19 protein-coding genes are annotated in these 21,335 nt (G+C 60.1%); 7 read left to right on the top strand and 12 right to left on the bottom strand.

Annotation, left to right across the window (positions count from 1 at the left end; translation table 11 throughout):
* Window positions 1–66: 66 nt before the first annotated feature.
* On the bottom strand, window positions 67–999 hold the full coding sequence (locus ACWKV9_RS08260) for a DMT family transporter (protein WP_483835598.1): 933 nt from the start codon (window positions 997–999) through the stop codon (window positions 67–69).
* 99 nt (window positions 1,000–1,098) lie between these two features.
* On the opposite strand from ACWKV9_RS08260, the gene ACWKV9_RS08255 reads away from it, so the two are divergent.
* Together ACWKV9_RS08255 and ACWKV9_RS08250 are read left to right on the top strand one after the other, a co-directional pair.
* A complete protein-coding gene (locus ACWKV9_RS08255) occupies window positions 1,099–1,968 on the top strand; it encodes a LysR substrate-binding domain-containing protein (protein WP_483835597.1) in 870 nt (289 codons plus the stop codon).
* Between the two features lie 289 nt (window positions 1,969–2,257).
* Window positions 2,258–2,989: a CatB-related O-acetyltransferase gene (locus tag ACWKV9_RS08250; protein WP_483835596.1), complete on the top strand. Its 732-nt coding sequence runs from the start codon at window positions 2,258–2,260 to the stop codon at window positions 2,987–2,989.
* A gap of 6 nt (window positions 2,990–2,995) precedes the next feature.
* Here ACWKV9_RS08250 and ACWKV9_RS08245 read toward each other — a convergent pair whose 3' ends face one another.
* Entirely contained in the window at window positions 2,996–3,892 is an 897-nt protein-coding gene (locus ACWKV9_RS08245) for an alpha/beta hydrolase (RefSeq protein WP_483835713.1), read from the bottom strand.
* A gap of 272 nt (window positions 3,893–4,164) precedes the next feature.
* Window positions 4,165–4,848, bottom strand: coding sequence for a deoxyribose-phosphate aldolase (gene deoC / locus ACWKV9_RS08240; protein WP_483835595.1), 684 nt, complete (start codon window positions 4,846–4,848; stop codon window positions 4,165–4,167).
* Window positions 4,849–4,974: 126 nt separating this feature from the next.
* Between deoC and deoR the strand changes: the two genes are divergently transcribed.
* Window positions 4,975–5,739 carry a DNA-binding transcriptional repressor DeoR gene (gene deoR, locus ACWKV9_RS08235; protein ID WP_483835594.1) on the top strand — a complete coding sequence of 255 codons (765 nt, stop codon included), beginning with the start codon at window positions 4,975–4,977 and terminating at the stop codon, window positions 5,737–5,739.
* Between the two features lie 124 nt (window positions 5,740–5,863).
* On the opposite strand, the gene ACWKV9_RS08230 is transcribed toward deoR, so the two are convergent.
* From ACWKV9_RS08230 to ACWKV9_RS08215, 4 genes are all read right to left on the bottom strand, one after another.
* Window positions 5,864–6,937: an aldose 1-epimerase family protein gene (locus tag ACWKV9_RS08230; RefSeq protein WP_483835593.1), complete on the bottom strand. Its 1,074-nt coding sequence runs from the start codon at window positions 6,935–6,937 to the stop codon at window positions 5,864–5,866.
* A complete protein-coding gene (fucP, locus tag ACWKV9_RS08225) occupies window positions 6,934–8,265 on the bottom strand; it encodes an L-fucose:H+ symporter permease (protein WP_483835592.1) in 1,332 nt (443 codons plus the stop codon). The genes ACWKV9_RS08230 and fucP overlap by 4 nt, the downstream gene beginning before the upstream one ends.
* A 55-nt stretch (window positions 8,266–8,320) precedes the next feature.
* On the bottom strand, window positions 8,321–9,241 hold the full coding sequence (gene rbsK, locus ACWKV9_RS08220; RefSeq protein WP_483835591.1) for a ribokinase: 921 nt from the start codon (window positions 9,239–9,241) through the stop codon (window positions 8,321–8,323).
* A 341-nt stretch (window positions 9,242–9,582) separates the two neighbouring features.
* A complete protein-coding gene (locus tag ACWKV9_RS08215; RefSeq protein ID WP_483835590.1) occupies window positions 9,583–10,470 on the bottom strand; it encodes a LysR family transcriptional regulator in 888 nt (295 codons plus the stop codon).
* A gap of 114 nt (window positions 10,471–10,584) precedes the next feature.
* Here ACWKV9_RS08215 and ACWKV9_RS08210 point away from each other — a divergent pair, with 114 nt between their 5' ends.
* Entirely contained in the window at window positions 10,585–11,055 is a 471-nt protein-coding gene (locus ACWKV9_RS08210; protein ID WP_483835712.1) for a multidrug/biocide efflux PACE transporter, read from the top strand.
* 102 nt (window positions 11,056–11,157) lie between these two features.
* On the opposite strand, the gene ACWKV9_RS08205 is transcribed toward ACWKV9_RS08210, so the two are convergent.
* The gene (locus ACWKV9_RS08205) at window positions 11,158–12,033 is read right to left on the bottom strand and encodes an alpha/beta fold hydrolase (RefSeq protein ID WP_483835589.1); all 876 of its coding nucleotides are present in this window, start codon (window positions 12,031–12,033) and stop codon (window positions 11,158–11,160) included.
* A 226-nt stretch (window positions 12,034–12,259) separates the two neighbouring features.
* Here ACWKV9_RS08205 and ACWKV9_RS08200 point away from each other — a divergent pair, with 226 nt between their 5' ends.
* Window positions 12,260–12,697 (top strand): carboxymuconolactone decarboxylase family protein, encoded by a 438-nt coding sequence (locus tag ACWKV9_RS08200; protein ID WP_483835588.1) that lies wholly within the window; start codon window positions 12,260–12,262, stop codon window positions 12,695–12,697.
* 937 nt (window positions 12,698–13,634) lie between these two features.
* Here the strand turns inward: ACWKV9_RS08200 and ACWKV9_RS08195 are convergent.
* Both ACWKV9_RS08195 and ACWKV9_RS08190 read right to left on the bottom strand, forming a co-directional pair.
* Window positions 13,635–14,786 (bottom strand): MFS transporter, encoded by a 1,152-nt coding sequence (locus ACWKV9_RS08195; protein ID WP_483835587.1) that lies wholly within the window; start codon window positions 14,784–14,786, stop codon window positions 13,635–13,637.
* Window positions 14,787–14,965: 179 nt separating this feature from the next.
* Window positions 14,966–15,607, bottom strand: coding sequence for an HD domain-containing protein (locus ACWKV9_RS08190; RefSeq protein ID WP_483835586.1), 642 nt, complete (start codon window positions 15,605–15,607; stop codon window positions 14,966–14,968).
* 275 nt (window positions 15,608–15,882) lie between these two features.
* Between ACWKV9_RS08190 and rarD the strand changes: the two genes are divergently transcribed.
* Window positions 15,883–16,767 carry an EamA family transporter RarD gene (rarD, locus tag ACWKV9_RS08185; protein WP_483835585.1) on the top strand — a complete coding sequence of 295 codons (885 nt, stop codon included), beginning with the start codon at window positions 15,883–15,885 and terminating at the stop codon, window positions 16,765–16,767.
* A 101-nt stretch (window positions 16,768–16,868) separates the two neighbouring features.
* On the opposite strand, the gene zapE is transcribed toward rarD, so the two are convergent.
* Window positions 16,869–17,987 carry a cell division protein ZapE gene (zapE, locus tag ACWKV9_RS08180; protein WP_483835584.1) on the bottom strand — a complete coding sequence of 373 codons (1,119 nt, stop codon included), beginning with the start codon at window positions 17,985–17,987 and terminating at the stop codon, window positions 16,869–16,871.
* Window positions 17,984–19,198: an MFS transporter gene (locus ACWKV9_RS08175; RefSeq protein WP_483835583.1), complete on the bottom strand. Its 1,215-nt coding sequence runs from the start codon at window positions 19,196–19,198 to the stop codon at window positions 17,984–17,986. Before ACWKV9_RS08175 ends, zapE begins: the two co-directional genes overlap by 4 nt.
* A gap of 166 nt (window positions 19,199–19,364) precedes the next feature.
* Here ACWKV9_RS08175 and ACWKV9_RS08170 point away from each other — a divergent pair, with 166 nt between their 5' ends.
* Window positions 19,365–20,810, top strand: coding sequence for a SulP family inorganic anion transporter (locus tag ACWKV9_RS08170; RefSeq protein WP_483835582.1), 1,446 nt, complete (start codon window positions 19,365–19,367; stop codon window positions 20,808–20,810).
* Window positions 20,811–21,335: the final 525 nt, after the last annotated feature.

Below are 21,335 nucleotides of genomic sequence, written 5' to 3'. Positions count from 1 at the left end.
TGCCGAGCCGCCGAAGGCTGCGATGCAATTCGTCTGACACACCGCAATCGCAGCCTTCGGCAGCTCCTACAGGGACGGTGGCGTTTTTCGACTCAGCAACGGCAACCCGATCAGCGTCAGCAACACGCCGATCAGCGCGACGCCAGGCAAGGGGTCGCCGAACTGCAACCAGGCCCAGAACATCGTCACCGGCGGGGTCAGGAACAGCGCGCCGCTGATGTGCTGCATGCTGAACCGCTGCAAACACAGCCAGTAAAAACCGTATCCGCCCATAGTCCCAAAGATCGTCAGCCAGACCACGCCGAAGGCGAACCCCTTTGCGGCAACCGGTTGCAGACCGCCTTCGTAAAACGCCAGCACGGCGAAGATCGGAATCGTCGCGCAGACCTGAATGAACAACGCGGTCAGCCCTGACATACGCGCCACCGGAGCGCGCTTCTGATACAGCGTTGCGCAGGCCAGCGACAACACTGCCAGCAACGGCAACGCAAAGGCCCACGCCGATGCCGTGCCCGGCTCGATGCTCGATGCGCTGGCAACCAGCATCCCCACCACACAAAGAACCAGCCCCAGCCATTGCCAGCCGCGGGTGCGTTGCCCCGGCACGAAACCGGCCAGCAGCACGATCGAGACCGGCAACAGATTGGCAAGCACCGACGACGTGCCCGGCGATACGCCCAGTTCAATGGAGCGAGCGATCGGCGCAATGTAGCCAGCAATTGCGAAAATGCCCATCAGACTTTGGCGCAGCACATCACCCCATTGCAATTGGCGCAGTTGCTTGAACGCAAACGGCAACAGCACCAGCGCCGCCAGCACGAAACGCCAGAACGTCGCCAGGAACACGCCGCCCTGCTCCGCCGCATACCGATAGCCGATGAACCCGGAACTCCAACTGACGACCATCGCCAGCAACAGCAGCAGTCCGATCACTCGCGTGCTCATGCTGCGCATCGACGCTTCTTCGGCGGTGAAGTCGTGCGCTTGTCGGATTGTCATCACTTCGCCCTTCTCGGTTGACGGTCCGAGATGGTAAGAAGGGATGACTGATGCAATCAAACGAAATGATCAGCACCACTGATGCAGGATTATTGAATCATGGCTGAAGCGCTCGATATCGAACTGTTACGCACCTTCCAGGCCATCGTCAGGTTCAGCCAGTTTCTGGCGGCCTCGACCTGGCTCAACCGCAGTCCTTCGGCGGTCAGTCTGCATGTCCGGCGGCTAGAGGAAGTCGCCGGCGGACGGCTGTTCGAGCGCGATAATCAGACAGTCAGCCTGACCCCCCTGGGTCGTCGATTCGCCCTGCAAAGCTCGGAGCTGCTGCAGGTGCACGATCGTATGTTGGCCAGTTTCAGTCGGCCTTTGGCAAGCGGTCGGGTGAGATTGGGGATCTCTGAGGAATACGCCGGGGCATTGCTGCAATGCACGCTCTCCACTCTTTCGGCGCTGCACCCGCACATAGAGCTTGAGGTGGAGACCGGAGCCAGCGGGCGTTTGAATCGCAAGCTTGCACGGGGTCAGCTGGATCTGGCGCTGATCGTGGAACCCGTGGGGGTCGACACGCCGGGAGACCGGCTGGTGAGAAAGGTCGGCACCACAGAACCGGTGTGGGTCGCCAGCCATGATTACCGCATGGACCCGGACAAACCGCTGCCACTGGCGTTGCACGGCCGGGGCTGCCCGTACCGCATCGCGGCGGTAGATGCCCTGACCAAACAAGGCCAGCGTTGGCGCGCGGTGATCAGCAGCGCCGGGGTGTCTGCGCTGGACGCAGCGATCAGCGCAGGTCTAGCGGTGGGCATCGTCGACCGTGGCCTCGTCCGCCCGACCATGCGCGTACTTGAAAAAGCCCAAGGCTTTCCGGTCCTGCCGATGCACGAAATGAAACTGGTGCTGGCCCCCGGCGACACCAGCGCGGCGTGCGAGGTGATGGCGCAATTGGTGTGTGATCATTTCCGGGGGTGAACTGGACGCCAGCCACTGTAGGAGCGCGCTTGCCCGCGAATGGTTTGACCGGCCGCCGCGGCACTGCCAGACATACCGTAATCGCGGGCAAGCGCGCTCCTACAACTGGCCGGCGTATCAAGAGCCGTGTGTAACGTTCTCCCCCTCCACCGGTTTTACCCTTTCGGCACACCAATCCCCCGTGCGATGATTCGCCCGCTTTGTGAAAGACGTGACATCAGTCACGCAGGCAAAGTGCTGCCGTGATCATCTTTTTGTTTTGTCCTCATTCTGCTGCGGATTGCCGACCATGAACTTTTTCAAGCGCCTATTGCTGGACCGCAGGCTCAAGCATGCGCTGTTGCAGCACAACTGCCGTCTGGACAGTGGCATCCGGGGGCTGCGCAAGGACGTCCAGCTGACCCTCGAACATGGCGTCAAGCTGCACCAGATCAAAATCCACTCCAAAAACCTGAGCATCGGCGCCTACACCGACATCGTCAGCGGCTCCGAACTGCACGACGTGTCGAGCATCGGGCGTTATTGCTCCATAGCCAAAAACGTCACCATCGGCCAGGACCGCAAATCCCATCCATTGAGCTGGTTGACCTCCCACAGCGGCCTTGTCGGGCTGCGTCAGCAACTGAGCGGCGCGGCGCCACACCACGACGGCGTGAAGCAGACCGTCATCGGCCACGACGTGTGGATCGGCATGGATGTGTTGATTCTGGAGGGCGTGACCATTGGCACCGGCGCGGTCATCGGCGCGCAATCGCTGATCACCAAGGACGTGCCGCCCTACGCCATCGTCATGGGCTCGCCTGCCGAGGTGAAGCGCTATCGCTTCGATCAGCCGACCATCGACAGCCTCCTTGCCAGTCAATGGTGGAACCTGACGGCCCATCAGCTCGCCGACCTGCCCATCGAAGACCCCGCTGCACTGATCGAAACGCTCAAGGGTTTTGTCGTGCCCGACAGTCACCCCGGCAAAGTGGTGGTGCGCAACCGACCGTTCAGCGTCGAGCAACACTCGGCCCAGTAATCCGGCTCAACCCGCCGGATTCAGGTCCGCCGTATCGTTACTGGCCGCGTGGACTTTCGGGGCATCGGCATTAAGCAACGCCTGAATCGCCTGAGCATAGGCCTGACGTCCCAGATTCATGCTGTTGTTGTGATTGCCGCCGGGCACCATCAGCAAGTTTTTCGGCTCACGGGCGGCATCGAACAACGCCTGGCTGAAGCGTGGCGCGACGAACTGATCCGCCGTGCCATGAACGATCAGCACCGGCATGTTCACTTCAGCGATCTTGTCGATGGAATCGAATTTCTGTGACACCAGCCAGCGCACCGGCAGCGAGGTGTAAGTCGTAGCCAGCGCTGCGGCGACATCACCCAGATTGGTGAACGTCGATTCGATGATCAAACCCCGCGCCTGAATCGGCTCGCCCTTTTCAGCGTCCTGTCCCAGCTCTGCGGCAAGGTCCACCGCCACAGCGCCGCCAAGGGAATGACCGTAAATCAGGCGTTTCTGCGCATCCGGTTGCAGCACTTTCAGGCGCTCCCAGGCGATGCGTGCGTCTTCATACACGGAAGCTTCCGACGGCAACTGCCCTTTGCTCTGACCGAAACCACGATAATCGATGGCCAGCACCGAAAAGCCCAAAGCATGCAATTGCTCTATGCGGAAGAACTGCCCGGTGAGGTTCCAGCGTGAGCCGTGCAGATACAGTAACGCTGGCGCATCGCGCTTTTCGGCAGGCCACCACCAGGAGTGGATGTTCTGGGCGACCCCAAATGACGGCGCCTTGAGTTCGAACTCCTGCACCTCGGCAGGCAGGCCGTGATACCAACTGGCAGTGCCCGGTTCGATGCGAAATACCAGTTCGCGCTCTTTGTGCTGCAGCACCGAACAACCCACTGGCAGACCGATAACGACAGCGATCATGCAGGCATAGAGCAGCCAACGTGCCCTGAAATGCGCGAGGGAGGGTTTGAGCATGGATGACGTCCGGTAAGCAAAGTAGAGCGGGATGCGTGGGCATCTTGCCATCTACGACCGGCACCCGTCATGGCCGTCTGCCGAATGGAAACCAAACGCCGCAGGACCTGTAGGAGCGCGCTTGCCCGCGATGGCGTTGTGTCAGGTTCAGCAACTTCATTGATCGGACGCAATCGCGGGCAAGCGCGCTCCTACAAAAGCCGCGCGTGTGAGGTAACTCAGTAACCCGAGCCTGACGCCGTCGCTCCGCTGACAATCGCGATCCCGGAGCTGGTGCCCAGACGCGTGGCGCCCGCTTCGATCATGGCTACGGCGGTGTCGTAGTCGCGAACGCCGCCCGAAGCTTTGACACCGATGTCGGCGCCGACCACTTTGCGCATCAACGCAACGTCTTCAAGGGTCGCGCCGCTGCGGCTGAATCCGGTGGAAGTTTTGACGAACGCCACGTTGAGCTCACGGCAGATTTCGCAGGCGCTGGTTTTTTGCGCGTCGTCCAGCAGGCAGGTTTCCAGGATCACTTTCAGCGGCACCGCGCCGCAGGCCTGTTTGACCGCAGCGATGTCGTCGCGCACCTGATCCAGCAGGCCGTCTTTCAGAGCGCCGATGTTGAGCACCATGTCGATCTCGCCCGCGCCAGCGGCCACCGCCTGTTTTGCTTCAAACGCCTTGGTATCGCTCAAACCGGCGCCGAGCGGAAATCCCACCACTGCGCAGACCTTGACCTGCGCGCCAGCGAGCAATTGCGCAGCGTAAGGGACTTGGCCAGAATTGACGCACACCGAATAAAACCCATGCTCCTGCGCTTCACGGCACAATGCGGCGATCTGCTCGCGAGAAGCATCGGCGGCCAGTAAGGTGTGGTCGATAAATTGGGCGAGTGCTGCGGGTTCGAGCTGGGGCATTGAGTCGAGTCCTTATGAGAAGCGGTTGCCAGCGGTATGATTCAGGCCGCAAGCATGATCAATATGTTTCGATACTAACAATTTGTGTTACTTTTTTACCATAACTAATCGACAGCCGGAACGCCTGTGGACAGTAAAAAATCAGACCGCATCAAAGTGATCCAGCAGGCTTTGCAGGACCAGAAGGCCATTCACTTGCGCGAAATGGCCGCCCTGCTGGACGTCTCCGAAATGACCCTTCGGCGTGATCTGGGCCATTATCCGGACCGCTTTCATCTGCTGGGCGGGCATATCACGCTGGCATTCGATCCTACGGAAGCCGCCGATTACAAAGTCACAGAACAAGGCACCCGCCACGTCGAGGAAAAGCGCCGTATCGGTAAACTCGCCGCAGCGTTCATCAAGCCAGGTGACACGGTGTTCTTCGATTGCGGCACTACCATTCCCTTCGTGGTGGATTTCATTCCCGATGAGCTTGAGTTCACAGCCGTTTGCAACTCGCTCAACGTACTGCTCAAGCTTCAGCAGAAACCCAACTGCAGCATCGTGCTGTGCGGCGGCACCTTTCATCGCAAGAATCAGGTGTTCGAGCACCGTGACGAGAGCAGCATCCTGGACAGCGTACGCCTGACCTGGGCCTTCGTTTCAGCGGCAGGCGTGAGTGAAGCCTTCGGCGTGACCTGCTTCAATTTCAACGAAGTGGAGGTCAAGCAGAAGGTCCTGCGCCAGGCCAGGCATTGCATGCTGCTGGCCGATCACACCAAGTTCGACGCCGTTAAAACTGCGCACTTCGCCACGCTGGAGCAGTTTCATGTGGTGGTGTCCGACAAGAAACTGCCTAAACCGTATCGCGACCTGATTCAAGGAAGCGGGGCGCAGGTGGTGATTTGATTTCGCCCAAATACCACACCCCTTGTAGGAGCGCGCTTGCCCGCGATTGCGGTGTTATCGGTGCCGGAAACGTTGGCAGGCAGATTGCTTTCGCGGGCAAGCGCGCTCCTACAGGGATGAATCCTCAACGTTTCAAATCACTCTCCAACTGCCGCACTTCCCCAGCCGCCAGATATCCCGTCGTCACGCTGAATTCAGCGCTCTCCCCCGCCGCCAACAACCGCACATTGCCCTTGGCCTTTTCCGCTAAATAGCCTTCCGGCTCGCAGGTCGCGGGCAGCACAAACGCTGCCACCTGTTGATCCGGGTTGTGCAAAATCCAGCGCGCCGCGTGTTCGAACTGCTCGGGCTTGTACCGCGTATAAAACGCCGGGCCGTCCGGGTGCTTGAGCAGAAAATGCGCGTCCCCACTGGCATCCGTGCAAGCGCCGTCGAAGAAGCACACGATCTCCGGGTCGTACAGCTCAGGCGTGTTCAACGTCGCCAGCCGTGACGGATCTTCGGTCAAGTCAGCCATGTAAGCCGACCACGCAGGCGTCGGCTTCACGTGGGCCGGGACACTGCTGCGCACCCGCGTACGTTCCACGCCCAATGGCTCGACGAAACGGCCATCGGCAACGTAGGCATAGTTCATGTGCGCCATGTACATCAGCTCCATGGGCTTGCCCGCCAGATTGGTCACGGCCATGCCGATGTCGAACAGCGCTGCCCCTGCACGCAGCGTGACACTGGGCCGCGCGCGGTAGTGATCGCCAAAGCCCTGCACGTATTCGTATTCCCCACCCAGACGCAGAAACACGCCGCCTGCGTCCTCGCCCACTTCCAGCCACGCAGCGTCCATAGGCGCGCAGGGCATTTCGCCGTGTAACGGATGATCGTCTTCAGGCGTCGGACAGCCGTTGCGCAAGAGGCCGCTGTGAAACATGAAGCAGCCATAGGTGCCGATCACCGTCGGGCTGGGGCGAGGCTGGCTGAACATGTTGCGCATGGTCAAATCGCAACCATCGAACACTGCCGACCAGATCATCTGGCCCTGATACGGCAGTACCACTACGCGTCCGCGGTTGTTCTCCAACGCCAGCGCCTTCACGCCCGTAGGATAAGTCCAGGCCAGCACGCGGAAATCAGAAGACTCCAGCAGGGTTTTCTCCGCGCCGCTGAACTGCTCCGGGTACAGGTCAAGCTTGAACGTATTCATGAGGCAGTCACCGCGCCCACCGGTGCATGTTCACTGCGTGGGTCACGCATGCATTTGACGGCGTAAATCACGATCACCACAAAGCACAGCAACGGCACGGTGTACGCCAGCTGCATGTTGCCATGGGTGGCGTCAGACAGCAGGCCCTGGAAGATCGGGATCACGCCGCCCCCGACGATGCTCATCACCAACAGCGAACCGCCCACGCCGGTGTCTTCGCCCAAACCGTCGATGGTCAGGCCGTAAATGGTCGGCCAGCACGGCCCCAGGAAAATGCTCACGCCCACCGCCGCGTATACCGCGCTGATGTTCGGCACCAGAATCGTGTAGGCCAGCAGCACAATGGTTAGCACGCCGTAGATAGCGAGGACTTTGGCCGGGTGCATTTTGCGCATCAGCAGGTTGGCGATCATCTTGCCGACGAAGTACGCGGCGAAGGTGGTAAGCAGGAACCACGAAGCGCTGCGCTCGTTCATGCCGCCCATTTGCATGGCCAGGCGAATGGTGAAACTCCAGACGCCCACTTGCGCGCCGACGTACAGAAACTGCGCCAGCACGCCGAAGGTGAAGCGCGGGTTGCGCCACAGGCGGGACAGGCTCTGGCCGATGCTGCTGGTCTTGACGTTGGCTTTGACGTTGCCCTTGCACGCCGGGAATTTGGTGATGGCGATCAGGATGAACATCAGGATCAGCACCGCGATCATCCATTTGTAAGGCAACAACGTGGACTGGATCATTTGCAGTTGCTGGATCGCGGCATCCGAAGCGCTCATCTGCGTCAATTGCTCGCGGGTCGCGTCGGTGTCCTTGAACATCACGAAGCTGCCGACGTAAACCCCGGTCATGGCGCCGAACGGGTGGAACGTCTGGGAGATGTTCAAACGGCGGGTGCCGGTTTCACGGGGACCCATCAGCGTCGAGTAGGTGTTGCACGCGGTCTCCAGAAATGACAGACCGGCCGCAATCACAAACAGTGCCAGAAGAAACATGCCGTACTTGGCGGTGGAGGCCGCCGGGAAGAACAACAGACAGCCGAACATGTACAGCAGCAGGCCGATCAGGATCGTGGTTTTGTAGCTGAAACGTCGCACCACCATCGCAGCCGGAATCGCCACGAAGAAGTAGCCGAGGTAGAACGCCGATTGCACGAATGCCGTCTGGAAATCGCTGAGCAGAAAGGCCTTCTTGAAGTGGGCGATCAGCACGTCGTTCATGCTCGCCGCAGCTGCCCACAGGGCAAAGATGCTGCACAACAGCAGGAACGCGAACCACGGCGTGCGGTTGAGGTAGAAACCGTCCGGGGTTTGTTGGAGCGCGGGTGTTGTCATTATTGTTCTCCGTGGGATGCAGGATGAGCGACGTTCAGCCCGGCGCGAAGCCGGTTTACAGCGATCCGAGAAATTGCCCGAACGTGGCAGCGTCCGGGTATGAACTTTGGGTGCCCAAACCCGTGACCGAGCAGGCGGAATACGCAACCGCTTGAGTCATGGCCTTACGCATGTCGCCGTCCTGGCTCCAGTGATGGGCGAAGCAACCGATGAACGCATCACCTGCGCCCGTGGTGTCCCGCGCCGCGACCTTATGGCCCTCGACGCGAAACTCGCCCTCTTCGCCCACGTACAACGCGCCCTTGTCGCCCAGGGTGACGATGACATGACGAATGCCCTCTTCCACCAACTGGCGCGCAGCGACCAATGCAGTGTCCGGGCCGTCTACTGGCTTGCCGGTGATCAGCGCCAGTTCGGTTTCGTTGGGGATGAAGAAGTCCAGCTGCGACAGGTGCTCACGGTTTAGACCCGCGACGGCGGGCGCCGGATTGAGCAGCACCGCAATGCCGTTGCGCTTGGCGAAGTCGATGGCGTGGTAAACCGTTTCCAGTTCGATTTCCAGCTGCAACACGATGAGCTTGCAGTCCCGCAATGCACCTTGGGCGGCATCGATGTCAGCCGGTTTGAGGTGCGCGTTGGCGCCTTTGACGATGAGGATGCTGTTGTGGGAATCGCTCTGCACGAAGATCGGCGCGACGCCGCTGGAGACGCCCGGCACGCGGGCAACGAATTGGGTGTCGATGCCGAACCGCTGGAAATTGGCGAGGGTGTTGTCGGCAAACATGTCGTCGCCGACCTTGCTCAGCATCAACACGTCGGCACCGAGCTTGGCAGCGGCGACCGCCTGATTGGCGCCCTTGCCGCCACAGCCCATGGCGAAATTGGGGGCTTCGAGGGTCTCGCCTTGTTCAGGCATCCGGTCGATGTAGGTGATCAAATCCACCATATTGCTGCCGATGACCGCGATCTTGTTCATGGATGATTTACCCTGTGAACGCCTCGATGCACAGATCGATGACGCTATTATTTTTGTTATTTAAATAACATTTGTTGTGACTATTCAACCCTTTTTTGACAAGCGCTGTGCCTGGCAAAAGCAAAACGGGCCAGGCATCGCTGCCTGACCCGCTCAAAGGCCCACGTTAGAGGCCTTCGCGCCCATCCGGTTCAGCCATGACCGGTGGTCGCAATCGATTGCGTCGTCCCGATCAGACGCCGAGATACCCTGTAGGAGCGAACCTGTTCGCGAGGCTTTCTGCCTGCAACGCCCAAAGACCGCTTCGCCAACAAGTTGGCTCCTACAGAGCGACGTGAAGCTCAATAATCCCCGCGCCCTTCCAACAGCGTCCCCAGCAACCAGGCGCCCGCCGGTCCCAGGCTTTTTTGCCGCGACCAGATCACATCCACCGCCGAACTGCGTGGCCAGCCGGGGACTTGCAGTTCTTTGAGCCGCCCCTGGGCATAACCCGACACCAGCCAGCGCGGCAACGCCGACCAGCCAAAACCAAACACCGCCATGTCCATCAGCAGCAGATAATTGGGCGCAGACCAGCTGCGCAGCCCTCCTGCCGGCAGGTCGCTGGTCGGCACGCTTTCGTCGACGATGGTGTTGAGCCGCAGCGCCCGGTGCTGCGCAAGCTTGGGGTAGTCCACTGACGTCTCTGCCGCCAGCGGATGCTTGTGCGAAACAAACAGCCCGAAGTCCGCGCGCTCGGCGATGGTCGCGTAACCGACTTCCGGCGGATAGCTGGCCTGGGCCGAGAGCAGCCCCAACGACGCTCTGCCGGACTGGATCAGATTGATCGCATCCCCATGCTCGGCAAAGACACACTCAAGCTCCAGTTCAGGAAAGCGCTGATCCAGCTCAGCCATCCGCACCTCGAACTCGGCGAACTGGTTGGCGTCGGACAGCACCAGCGTCAGCCGCGGCTCCATGCCTTCGGCCAGACGCCCTGCGGCGCGGCGCAACTTATCTGATGCCGCGAGCACATCCTCAATGCGCCCATGCAACGCGCGTCCGGCTTCGGTGAGCGTCGGCTGTTTGGAAGAGCGATCAAACAACTCGACGGCCAAATCAATTTCCAGACGGGAAATGGCTTCGCTGATGGTCGATTGGCTTTTGCCCAGACGCCGTGCAGCGGCGCTGAAAGAGCCCAGGGCGACGACTTGGGCAAAGGCTTCGAGGGCTTCGGGGGAATAACTCATGGGCTGCCTGATCTGTCAGTCCATCGGTTTTTCCGATGGATACGATTTTCACTTTAGTCCAGCGCACCCCGACAATGCACCCCTGCCCTGTAACAAAGTGACTGTGTGATGAAAATGACTTCAAGCAAAACGGCCGCAGTGCCGGCTAAAACCCTGAAAGAGCGCGCACTGCACGCGCTGTTGTTCGAAATGATCGGCGTGATGCTGTTCGCCCCCGCGCTCGCCTGGCTGCTGGGTCATTCACTGGGCAAAATGGGCGCGATGACGGTGATGATTTCCACCGTCGCCATGCTCTGGAATATGTTGTTCAACGCAGGATTCGATCGCATTCGCGCGCGTCTGGGTTTTGCGATGTCGTTCAAAGTGCGGGCGCTGCATGCGCTTTCGTTTGAAAGCGGCTTGATCGTCGCAGTCGTGCCACTGGCGGCGTGGTGGCTGTCGATCAGCCTGCTGGAAGCGTTCTGGCTGGATATCGGGTTGCTGCTGTTGTTCCTGCCGTACACGATGGTGTTTAACCTGGCGTATGACAAGGTACGCGCGCGCATTGTTAAAAGCCGGCATGCTCACGCTATTTGTAGGAGCTGACGAGCACCGCGAGGCTGCGATGCAATGTGTCTGACACACCGCGATCGCAGCCTCGCGGTGCTCGTCAGCTCCTACAGGGATTGCGTCGACACCAGAACCTGATCACAAAAAAAACGGTAACACTTCTTCCAGCAACGCCTCCGGCACCTCTTCGGCCAGATAATGCCCTCCTGGCAATGCTCCGCCGCGCACATCGGTGGCGACGGCGTTCCATTCTTTCAGCGGATCGAAGCACTTGCCCACGGTGCCTTCGGCGCCCCACAACGCCATCAATGGCATGTTCAATTTATTGCCCGCAGCGATGTCAGCTCGGTCGTGTTCCAGATCGATGCTGGCGCTGGCGCGATAGTCCTCGCACACGCCACGGGCCGCGCCGGGCAGGCTTGCGCAGCGAACATACTCGGCGAACGCTTCGTCGGTGAACGGGGTCAGCCCGGCGCTGCGACTGCCCATCACGCTGCGCAGGTATTGTTCGGGATTGGCCTCCAGCAGCGTCTCCGGCAAAGGCGCCGGGCGAATCAGAAAAAACCAGTGCCAATACGCGCGGGCGAAGGCTTCGTCAGTCTGGCTGTACATCGCCAGCGTCGGTGCGATGTCGAGTAACGCCAGGCGCGTCACAGCCTGCGGATGATCCAGTGCAAGCCGGTGGGCGACTCGCGCGCCCCGGTCGTGGGCCAGCACCGCAAACGTCGAAAACCCCAACTCGTTCATCAGCTCGACGTTATCGCTAGCCATCTCGCGTTTTGAGTAACTGCTGTGATCTTCGGTGGCTGGCGGTTTTGAACTGTCTCCATAGCCGCGCAGGTCAGCGGCGACCACGGTGAAATGCTGCGCCAGGGTTTCGGCGACCTTGTGCCAGATCACGTGGGTTTGCGGGTGACCGTGCAGCAACAGCAGGCCCGGACCCGAGCCACCCATGCGAAAGGCGATGTCGACGCCATTGACCGTGCGCTGCGCTTTTTCAAATCCGGCGAACATGACGTGCCTCCTTGTGATTGTTCGGCCCATGGTAAAGCGTTGAACGCCGGGGACAAGGCGCAAAGCGTGGCCTGCCTCTTCATGAAGTGTGGCCGCTTTGGTCTTGGAAGGCGCGTTCGAATGGCTCAATTGGTCTGCGTGAATACCCCGTTATTGGCTATCAGAGATCGACAGCGACAGGGGTAACTTGATGCCACACCCACCGTATTTACATCGGAGCACTGAAATGAGCCAACGCATCGAATGGGCCAAAGCCTCACCAGACGCCTACAAAGCCATGGTCGGCCTGGAAATGGCACTGGGCAAATCCGGTCTTGAAGCATCGCTGCTGGAGCTGGTTCGTCTGCGCGCATCGCAAATCAACGGCTGCGCTTACTGCGTCAACATGCACGCCAACGATGCCCGCAAGGCTGGCGAGACCGAAGCACGTTTGCAGACCTTGACCGTGTGGCGCGAAACCAACTGGTTCACCCCGCGTGAAAGAGCGGCGCTGGCCTGGGTCGAGAGCCTGACCCTGCTGTCGATTCACCACGCGCCGCAGGACCAATACCAGACACTGCTCGAACACTTCTCCGAAGCCGAAGTCGCCAACCTGACCCTGGCCATCGCCACGATCAATGCCTGGAACCGTTTTGGCGTCGGGTTTGAAATGGTACCGGCGTAAACCCTCAACCCGGCAAACGCGGGATTTGGGATGGAACCTGGTGGGAGGGAGCTTGCTCGCGATAGCGGTGTTTCAGACGCTGAATCCTCTTCTGAACACATGCATCGCGAGCAAGCTCCCTCCCACGATGACTGACACACTGCATTAATCCCCTCGCCAACAAGTTGGCTCCTACAGAGGCGACCGCGTCGATCCAATACCCTCTGTAGGAGCGAACTTGTTCGCGAGGCTTTTGATTCTGGCCGCAGGCCGTAGGAGTCTGGCTTGCCGACGATCTGCCGCGCAGCGGCAGTAAACCCTGAGCACTCGGTATGTCTGATAACCCGGGGCGCCTGGTTTTAGGGCCGCTGCGCGGCCCATCGTCGGCAAGCCGGACTCCTACGCCCTCCGGGCAGAAGCAGGAGTGCGGCGCCATTGCACCCACACATTTCCCATGATCGCGAGGCGGCGTGCCTGACACACCGCATCAATCCTCTCGCCAACAAGTTGGCTCCTACAGAAATGGCAGCTCATAGATCAAGGCCCCTCTGTAGGAGCGAACTTGTTCGCGAGGCTTTTGATTCTGGCCGCAGGCCGTAGGAGTCTGGCTTGCCGACGATCTGCCGCGCAGCGGCAGTAAACCCTGAGCACTCGGTATGTCTGATAACCCGGGGCGCCTGGTTTTAGGGCCGCTGCGCGGCCCATCGTCGGCAAGCCGGACTCCTACGCCCTCCGGGCAGAAGCAGGAGTGCGGCGCCATTGCACCCACACATTTCCCATGATCGCGAGGCGGCGTGCCTGACACACCGCATCAATCCTCTCGCCAACAAGTTGGCTCCTACAGAAATGGCAGCTCATAGATCAAGGCCCCTCTGTAGGAGCGAACTTGTTCGCGAGGCGACGTGCCTGACACACCGCATCAATCCTCTCGCCAACAAGTTGGCTCCTACAGAAAGGGTCAGCCTTTGAGGAATCGTCCACTCACGGCGACGCCCAGCAGCATCACGGCAATGATCATGAATGCCAGATCGAGGCTGCTGGCGTGGGCAACGAAACCAATACCCGCGGGCCCGACCAGAATCCCGCCGTAGCCCAATGTGGTGATCGCCGGAACCGCGACGTTTTCCGGCATGGTTTTCTGCCGCCCGACCGCGCTGTAGCAGACCGGCACAATATTCGAGCAGCCCGCCCCCACCAGCGCATAACCCAATAATGCCGCTTCCCAAGTGGGCACCAGCGTGGCGAGGGCCAAACCTGCCGAAGCGCACAGACCGCCAATCAGGATGATGCGCGAGCCGCCCACACGCCGCACGATGGGGTCGCCGAACAGACGGCCAATGGTCATGGTGGTGGCAAACACGGCATAACCGAGTCCGGCGTACGAGGTTTCAACCCCGCGCTGAGCACTCAGGAACACCGCGCTCCAGTCCAGCATCGCGCCTTCAGTCAAGAACACCGTAAAGCACAGTAACCCGATAAAAAGCACGATCCCCCGAGGAACGGCGAAGGCGGGACCACGGGTCGCGCTGCCGTAAGTGAGCAGATGCGGTGCAGCCTTGAGCAGCGCAATAAAGCAGAACACCGCGACCACAAGCATCGCGATCAGCGGTGATGCGCCCACACTAAGCATGCCCGCGACGCTAGCCGCCCCCACAAAACCACCAACGCTGAACAAGCCGTGAAATCCGGACATCATGGTTTTGCCGCTGGCCCGCTCGACGATGATCGCCTGAATATTCACCGTGCAATCCAGCGCCCCCATGCTCGCGCCGAAGACGAACAACGTCGCGACCATCAACGGCAAACTGGACACCGTCGCCAACAGTGGCAGACACAGGCAGACCAGCACCGTTGAGGCCATTAACACACGCCGACAACCGAATCGCGCAGCCAGCGCCCCTGCCAATGGCATGGCGATGATTGAGCCGACGCCCAAACACAACAGCAACAGGCCAAGCGTGCCCTCATCCAGGCCGATGCGCGCCTTGGCGTACGGCACCAGCGGCGCCCAGGCCGCGATGCTGAAACCTGCGATGAAGAAAGCGATTCGGGTGGAAAACTGTTCCAGCCGCCCAGGAGTGAGCGGCGGCGCAGTGCTGATGGAGGTCATTGAAGCTCCCTGGCAAGAGGTCAGCCAAAAATGCTGACAAAACAGGGAGCCTAACAAAGGTCGCGGTTTATCCAAATGTTTCGTGTCGGATTGAGGCGCTTCAGGAACACCTCAGAGCCCGTGACGCTATATATCGGTTGTTGCGATCCTGTAGGGGACCGCGTTGCTGGATGAGTCGATCACGCCTTCCACGGCGAATTGCGAATGATGTCGACGAAATTCAGCGGCTTGAACTTTGGATCTTCATCCACCAGCACGTCCGCGTTAACGGTGCCAAACGTGGTATCGGGCTTGTCACGGAAACCATTGGCGAAGGCGCAGAGGATGCATTCCTTGAATGCCTCGCCACGGGGATGGGCATGGGTCACCACCTCGCGCTGCTCATCGGAAAACTTGTCGTACTGAATCCCGAGCACGTCCATCTCAACACCCGCCGTCACCAGCGCGACGTTGGGACGTAGATGCTCCGGCACTCCCGGCGTGGTGTGCAGGGCAATGGACAACCACACCTGCTCGATATCGCCTTCGGACAAACCAAAAGGCTGCATGAATGCGCGGGCGGCGTTGGCGCTGTCGACCTCGAAACGGTCAGTCTTGCTGCGATGCCCTTCAACCAGTCCCAGGTCATGGAACATCGCGCCGACATAAAGCTGCTCGGCGTCGTACTTCAACCCCTTGCGCTCGCCGGTCAATGCGCCCCACAAAAACACCCGGCGGGAATGGTTGAACAACAGATCATCCTGCTGCTCGCGAATGTATTCGGTAGTGGCACGGGCCAAGGCGCTGTCGGGGATGTTGATGCCAGCGATGGATTGAGTCATGGCGATAGTCCTCAGGATAAATCGCACCGTCTGGCGCGTTGAGGACAAGTCTCTACCGCAGCGGCACGCCCCTCAATCGGCAGGCTGTCTCGATCTCTGCCAAACGTGCGTTGTTTCCTGCCAAACACGCATTTGCGCCAAACACCGCTTATTGGCGACCACAACCGCGCCGCGAAAAACGGCGGGTTCAGATAGACTGTGCGCCGTTTCCGACGCTCAAACCGCCAGAGTCTGACGACTGAAACACCCAAAACAACAAGCATAAAGAGGCATCTGTGCACAAAGGCGTTACGTTGTCGGTCATGGCCTCCTGCCTGTTCGCGGTCATGTATTACTTTACCTCTCTGCTCAAACCTCTGACCGGCGAAGAAATCTTCGGCTGGCGCATGCTGCTCACCCTGCCCTGCGCCACCTTGTTCCTGCTGTACAGCGGTGACTGGAAACTGGTCCGCGCCCTCACCGCACGGGTGCGACAAAAACCGGCCATGCTCGGGGCGATGGTGATCTCGGCGGCGCTGATGAGCGCGCAGTTGTGGCTGTTCATGTGGGCGCCGCTGCATGGACGCAGTCTTGAGGTGTCGCTGGGCTATTTCCTGCTGCCGCTGACGATGATCCTGACCGGACGCGTGGTCTTCGGTGAGCACCTGTCGCACCTGCAGAAGATTGCCGCCTGTTGCGCACTGATCGGCGTAGGCAACGAGTTGCTGCGGCTGGGCAGTTTCTCGTGGGAGACGCTGGTGGTGGCGCTGGGTTACCCGATTTATTTCGTCCTGCGGCGCAAGCTCAAGACCGACAACCTCGGCGGGCTGTGGTGGGACATGCTGTTGGTATGGCCGGTGGCGTTGCTGATTGTCTGGAACGGCAACCCCACGGCGCTGGAACAATCGCCACGGCTGTATGCGCTGATTCCGATCCTCGGCGCAATCAGCGCGTCGGCGCTGGTCAGCTACATCCTCGCCAGTCGCCTGCTGGCGTTCAGCGTGTTCGGACTGCTCAGTTACGTCGAGCCGGTGCTGCTGGTGGGCGTCGCCCTAATGCTGGGCGAATCGATCCAGCGTGATGAATGGATGACCTACCTGCCGATCTGGACAGCAGTGATGGTGCTGATGTTTGAAGGCGCCAAGCATGTGCTGGCGCAGCGGCGGCGTAACAGCATTTGAAACGCGAGACCTGTAGGAGCCAACTTGTTGGCGAGGTTTGACGCCGGAGTGTCAGCAAAACCATCTCGCAACAAGTTGGCTCCTACAGATCAGATTGAATGTCAGCCAAACCGCTCCAACTGCATTTCCTGCAGCCGGCTCAGCGTGCGGCGAAAAGCAAACGCCAGATAGCCCTCGGTGTACAGCTCGGGCATCGGCAGCGCGGCCTCGACATACAGCGGCACTTTGCGGTCGTAGCATTCGTCCACCAGGGCGATGAAACGACGCACGCCATCGTCATAAGGCGACAACTGCGGCAATTCACGATCACCCGCCACCACTTGTTCGACGCCGTCTTCGGTGCCGCGCGCAATCCGCCCTTCACGCTGGGGCGCACTCAACGCCGGCACTTCACTGAGCAACACGGCCTCGTAGCGATCACACAGTTCGATGAAATCCATCGCCGCCAGCGGTTGTTCGCACAGGTCGGCGTAACGACACCAGACCACCGTCTTGCTGCTACGCACCACCGCCAGATGCCGACGCCCCAATGGCACCGGCTGCGTCGACACCGACAGCCCGCCGCTCAAGCGCTCGAACACCGCCACCAGTGCGCTGGCGCCCTGCTTCGGTGTGACCCAATAACGCTGATGCGCTTGCCCCGGATGCAGCCGATGGTCTTCGCCGCCGTCCACCGACACCACGTCCATGAAGTGGCTGATCGCAGTAATGGCTGGCACGAAGCGCTCGCGATTGTGGCCAGTGGCGTACAGCTGCTCCGGCAGTTGGTTGGAGGTGCAGACCAGCACAACGCCTTCTTCGAACATCGCACGCAACAATCCACCGAGGATCACTGCGTCGCCGATGTCATTGACGAACAGCTCGTCGAAGCACAGCACCCGAACGTCTCGCGCCAGTTCGCGCGCCAGCGTTTGCAACGGATGAGCAGTGCCGGTCAATTGAAACAGTCGCTGATGCACCCAGCGCATGAAGTGGTGGAAATGCTGACGTCGTGCCGGGATGTCCAGGCTCTCGAAAAAACGGTCCATCAGCCAGGTCTTGCCGCGCCCCACAGGGCCCCACAGGTAAACGCCTTTTGCGGGTGAGGATCCTTTCGCAGCGTGCAGCGCCAGATAGCACGCCTGCAGTTTTTCGGCGGCGTGACGCTGGGCTTCATCCGGTTGAAAACCCAGGTTGTCGACCGCTTGCTGCCAGGCATCGAGAGGAGGCAAAGCACTCATGGGAGACGATCACCGCGGCCCGCGTCGTGGCGCTTGGAATAGGACGCTCCCATCAGATAAAAGCATCCGCCAGCCACGATAAACGCCGCCAGCATGTAGAACATGAAATGCGCAGGCTGCGAGGCCAGCGCAAAACCACACAGGATCGGACCCAGCGCGCCGCCGAGGTTGGACAGGTTCTGCGCGCCGTAGTACATGCCGCGCAAATGATCCGGCGCGATGCGGTCGATGAACATGTATTCGGCCGGGAACACGATGATCTCGCCGAGGGTGAAGATCGCCACGGCCAACGCCCAATGCAGCACGCTGGTGGAGAGCGCGAAACCGACCACCCCCAGCAGGAACAGACTGAAACCTGCCGTCAGCCATTGATTCAAGTGCTCATTGGTAATGCGTTTGCCGACCATGTACTGCAGACAGATCACCACCGCCGCATTCACCGCCACTACCGAGCTGATGACCTGATAAGTGAATTCCGGAGTGCTGGTTGTCACCAGGTATTGCGAGATGTAGGCCGTGAACTGGCCGAACACCACTGCGCTCAACGCACCGCCGACGGTGAAGCAGACCAGCCGGTAATCCTTGAGCAGAATCCGCCCTACCGCGATGAATGACACCGGCGCATTGGCCGGATCGGCGGAACTCAGGGTCTTGTCGCCCCAGACCATATAGGTCAGGAAATAACCCAGGCCCAGGATCGCCGACATCAGGAACGGCAGCTTCATGTCCATGTGCGCAAGCCCCGCGCCAATGAACGGGCCTACTGCATAACCGATGTTGATCAGCGTGTAGCGCACCGAAAATACCTTGCCGCGTTCGGCTTCCGGCAGCAGTTTGCCGAAGGCGGCCTTGACCACGATATCGATGACCGAATAGGCGAAATTGAACGACACCAGAAACACGAAAAACAGCCACAGGTGCCGGGTGATGCACATGCCGATGAACCCGACCGTGAAGAACCCGGTGAAACTCAGGATCAACCGGTAGCTTGAGAGTTTGTCGGTGAGATAGCCGCCATACAGGCTGAGCAGCGAACCGACGAACAATGCACTGCCCACCACCAGACCGATTTCGCTGATGCCCAGGGCAAAATTGGAGGACAGGTAAATCACCAGATACGGCAGGGTAATCGCCCGACCCAGCGTCAGAAATAGCGACGATGACAGCAGCAGATTGACTGAGAACGGGTAATGTCTGAAGGCGGCAAGCATCCGTGTTCTTATCCTTTATAGGGGCGGCATCAGGGCGTAGCCATATATGGTTACACATACCCGATTGACCTGACAGTGGGATTTGCTGACTGGCGAGCAATACCGGGATTGCGTACCATCCTCCCTTTTTTGCGACGCTCAGCCCGTCGCGCATGTCAGGTAAATCATGAAACCAGCCCGTATACGCGCCGATGTTCTGGCCGGATTGACCACGTCCTTCGCCTTGGTCCCGGAGTGCATCGCTTTTGCGCTGGTAGCACACCTGAACCCTTTGATGGGCCTGTACGGCGCTTTCATTATTTGCACACTGACCGCGTTGTTCGGCGGTCGGCCCGGGATGGTTTCCGGGGCGGCCGGGTCGATGGCGGTGGTGATCGTCGCGCTGGTGGTGCAACAAGGTGTGCAGTATTTGCTGGCGACGGTGTTGCTGGGAGGTCTGCTGATGGTGGTCTTCGGCGTGCTACGGCTGGGCAAACTGGTGCGGATGGTGCCGTATCCGGTGATGCTCGGTTTCGTCAACGGTTTGGCCATCGTGATTGCCATGGCGCAGCTTGAGCATTTCAAAGTGGGCGAATCCTGGCTGACCGGCACGCCGCTGTACCTGATGGTCGGGCTGGTGGCGCTGACCATGGCCATCGTTTACGTGCTGCCGCGCCTGACCCGCGCCATCCCGCCTGCGCTGATTGCGATTCTCGGCATCGGGCTGCTGGTCTACTTTCTTGATCTTCCCACTCGCACCTTGGGGGACATGGCGCACATTGCGGGCGGTCTGCCATCGCTGGCCCTGCCGGACGTGCCGTGGGATCTGCAAACCCTGCGCATCATCGCGCCTTACGCCATCCTGATGGCGCTGGTCGGTTTGCTGGAAACCCTGCTGACCCTGAACCTTACCGACGAGATCACTGAAACCCGCGGCTACCCGGACCGCGAATGCGTGGCTCTGGGCTTTGCCAACATGGCATCGGGTGTCTGCGGCGGGATGGGTGGTTGCGCGATGATCGGCCAGACCGTGATCAACCTCAGCTCCGGCGGTCGCGGACGGCTGTCGGGTGTGGTGGCCGGGGTGATGATCTTGATGTTCGTGCTGTTTCTATCGCCGCTGATCGAACGCATTCCGCTGGCGGCGCTGGTGGGGGTGATGTTCGTGGTCGCTCAGCAGACGTTCGCCTGGGCCTCGTTGCGGGTGCTGCATAAAGTGCCGCTGAACGACATGCTGGCGATCATCGCCGTGACCATCGTCACCGTGCTGACAGATCTGGCGACCGCGGTGCTGTTTGGCATTTTGATTGCGGCGATCAACTTCGCCTGGCAGCAGGCTCGGGAGCTGTATGCCGACACCCACGTTGAGGCGGATAGCAGCAAGGTCTATAGCCTGCATGGCACGTTGTTTTTTGCATCCGTTACGCAGTTCCTCAACCAGTTCACCACCGCCGAGGACCCCGCTGTCGTTACCCTCGACTGCCGTCACCTGAGCTTCGTCGATTACTCCGCCATCGCCGCGCTGAAAACCCTGCGTGAGCGCTACGAAAAAGCCGGCAAACACCTGCGGGTGATTCACCTGTCCGAGCGCTGCAAGCAACTGCTCAAACGCGCAGGCGTGCAACACGCTTGAGCCGGTGGATTCTGTAGGAGGCTACTTGTTGGCGAGGCGGATTATGCGTCGTGTCAGGTAGAACGCCTCGCGAACAAGTTCGCTCCTACAGAGACTCACTCGATGACGCACCGCGCGATTCTGTAGGAGCCAACTTGTTGGCGAGGCGACCGATGCGGTGTGTCAGGTAGAACGCCTCGCGAACAAGCTCGCTCCTACAGAGACTCACTCGACGACGCACCGCGCGATTGTGTAGGAGCCAACTTGTTGGCGAGGCGACCGATGCGGTGTGTCAGGTAGAACGCCTCGCGAACAAGTTCGCTCCTACAGAGACTCACTCGACGACGCACCGCGCGATTCTGTAGGAGCCAACTTGTTGGCGAGGCGACCGATGCGGTGTGTCAGGTCGAACGTCTCGCGAACAAGTTCGCTCCTACAGAGACTCACTCGACGACGCACCGCCGCATTATGTAGGAGCCAACTTGTTGGCGAGGCGACCGATGCGGTGTGTCAGGTCGAACGTCTCGCGAACAAGTTCGCTCCTAC

Source organism: Pseudomonas corni (genome assembly GCF_057128765.1).
Note: the sequence above shows the minus strand (reverse complement) of the source record. Positions and strands in the feature narration are given on the sequence as shown.

Excerpts from the sequence above, each read along its gene's own strand:
- ACWKV9_RS08260 (WP_483835598.1), bottom strand. The coding sequence starts at position 999 with ATGACAATCCGACAAGCGCACGACTTCACCGCCGAAGAAGCGTCGATG.
- ACWKV9_RS08255 (WP_483835597.1), top strand. The coding sequence starts at position 1,099 with ATGGCTGAAGCGCTCGATATCGAACTGTTACGCACCTTCCAGGCCATC.
- ACWKV9_RS08250 (WP_483835596.1), top strand. The coding sequence starts at position 2,258 with ATGAACTTTTTCAAGCGCCTATTGCTGGACCGCAGGCTCAAGCATGCG.
- ACWKV9_RS08245 (WP_483835713.1), bottom strand. The coding sequence starts at position 3,892 with ATGATCGCTGTCGTTATCGGTCTGCCAGTGGGTTGTTCGGTGCTGCAG.
- deoC (WP_483835595.1), bottom strand. The coding sequence starts at position 4,848 with ATGCCCCAGCTCGAACCCGCAGCACTCGCCCAATTTATCGACCACACC.
- ACWKV9_RS08230 (WP_483835593.1), bottom strand. The coding sequence starts at position 6,937 with ATGAATACGTTCAAGCTTGACCTGTACCCGGAGCAGTTCAGCGGCGCG.
- fucP (WP_483835592.1), bottom strand. The coding sequence starts at position 8,265 with ATGACAACACCCGCGCTCCAACAAACCCCGGACGGTTTCTACCTCAAC.
- rbsK (WP_483835591.1), bottom strand. The coding sequence starts at position 9,241 with ATGAACAAGATCGCGGTCATCGGCAGCAATATGGTGGATTTGATCACC.
- ACWKV9_RS08215 (WP_483835590.1), bottom strand. The coding sequence starts at position 10,470 with ATGAGTTATTCCCCCGAAGCCCTCGAAGCCTTTGCCCAAGTCGTCGCC.
- ACWKV9_RS08210 (WP_483835712.1), top strand. The coding sequence starts at position 10,585 with ATGACTTCAAGCAAAACGGCCGCAGTGCCGGCTAAAACCCTGAAAGAG.
- ACWKV9_RS08205 (WP_483835589.1), bottom strand. The coding sequence starts at position 12,033 with ATGTTCGCCGGATTTGAAAAAGCGCAGCGCACGGTCAATGGCGTCGAC.
- ACWKV9_RS08200 (WP_483835588.1), top strand. The coding sequence starts at position 12,260 with ATGAGCCAACGCATCGAATGGGCCAAAGCCTCACCAGACGCCTACAAA.
- ACWKV9_RS08195 (WP_483835587.1), bottom strand. The coding sequence starts at position 14,786 with ATGACCTCCATCAGCACTGCGCCGCCGCTCACTCCTGGGCGGCTGGAA.
- ACWKV9_RS08190 (WP_483835586.1), bottom strand. The coding sequence starts at position 15,607 with ATGACTCAATCCATCGCTGGCATCAACATCCCCGACAGCGCCTTGGCC.
- zapE (WP_483835584.1), bottom strand. The coding sequence starts at position 17,987 with ATGAGTGCTTTGCCTCCTCTCGATGCCTGGCAGCAAGCGGTCGACAAC.
- ACWKV9_RS08175 (WP_483835583.1), bottom strand. The coding sequence starts at position 19,198 with ATGCTTGCCGCCTTCAGACATTACCCGTTCTCAGTCAATCTGCTGCTG.
- ACWKV9_RS08170 (WP_483835582.1), top strand. The coding sequence starts at position 19,365 with ATGAAACCAGCCCGTATACGCGCCGATGTTCTGGCCGGATTGACCACG.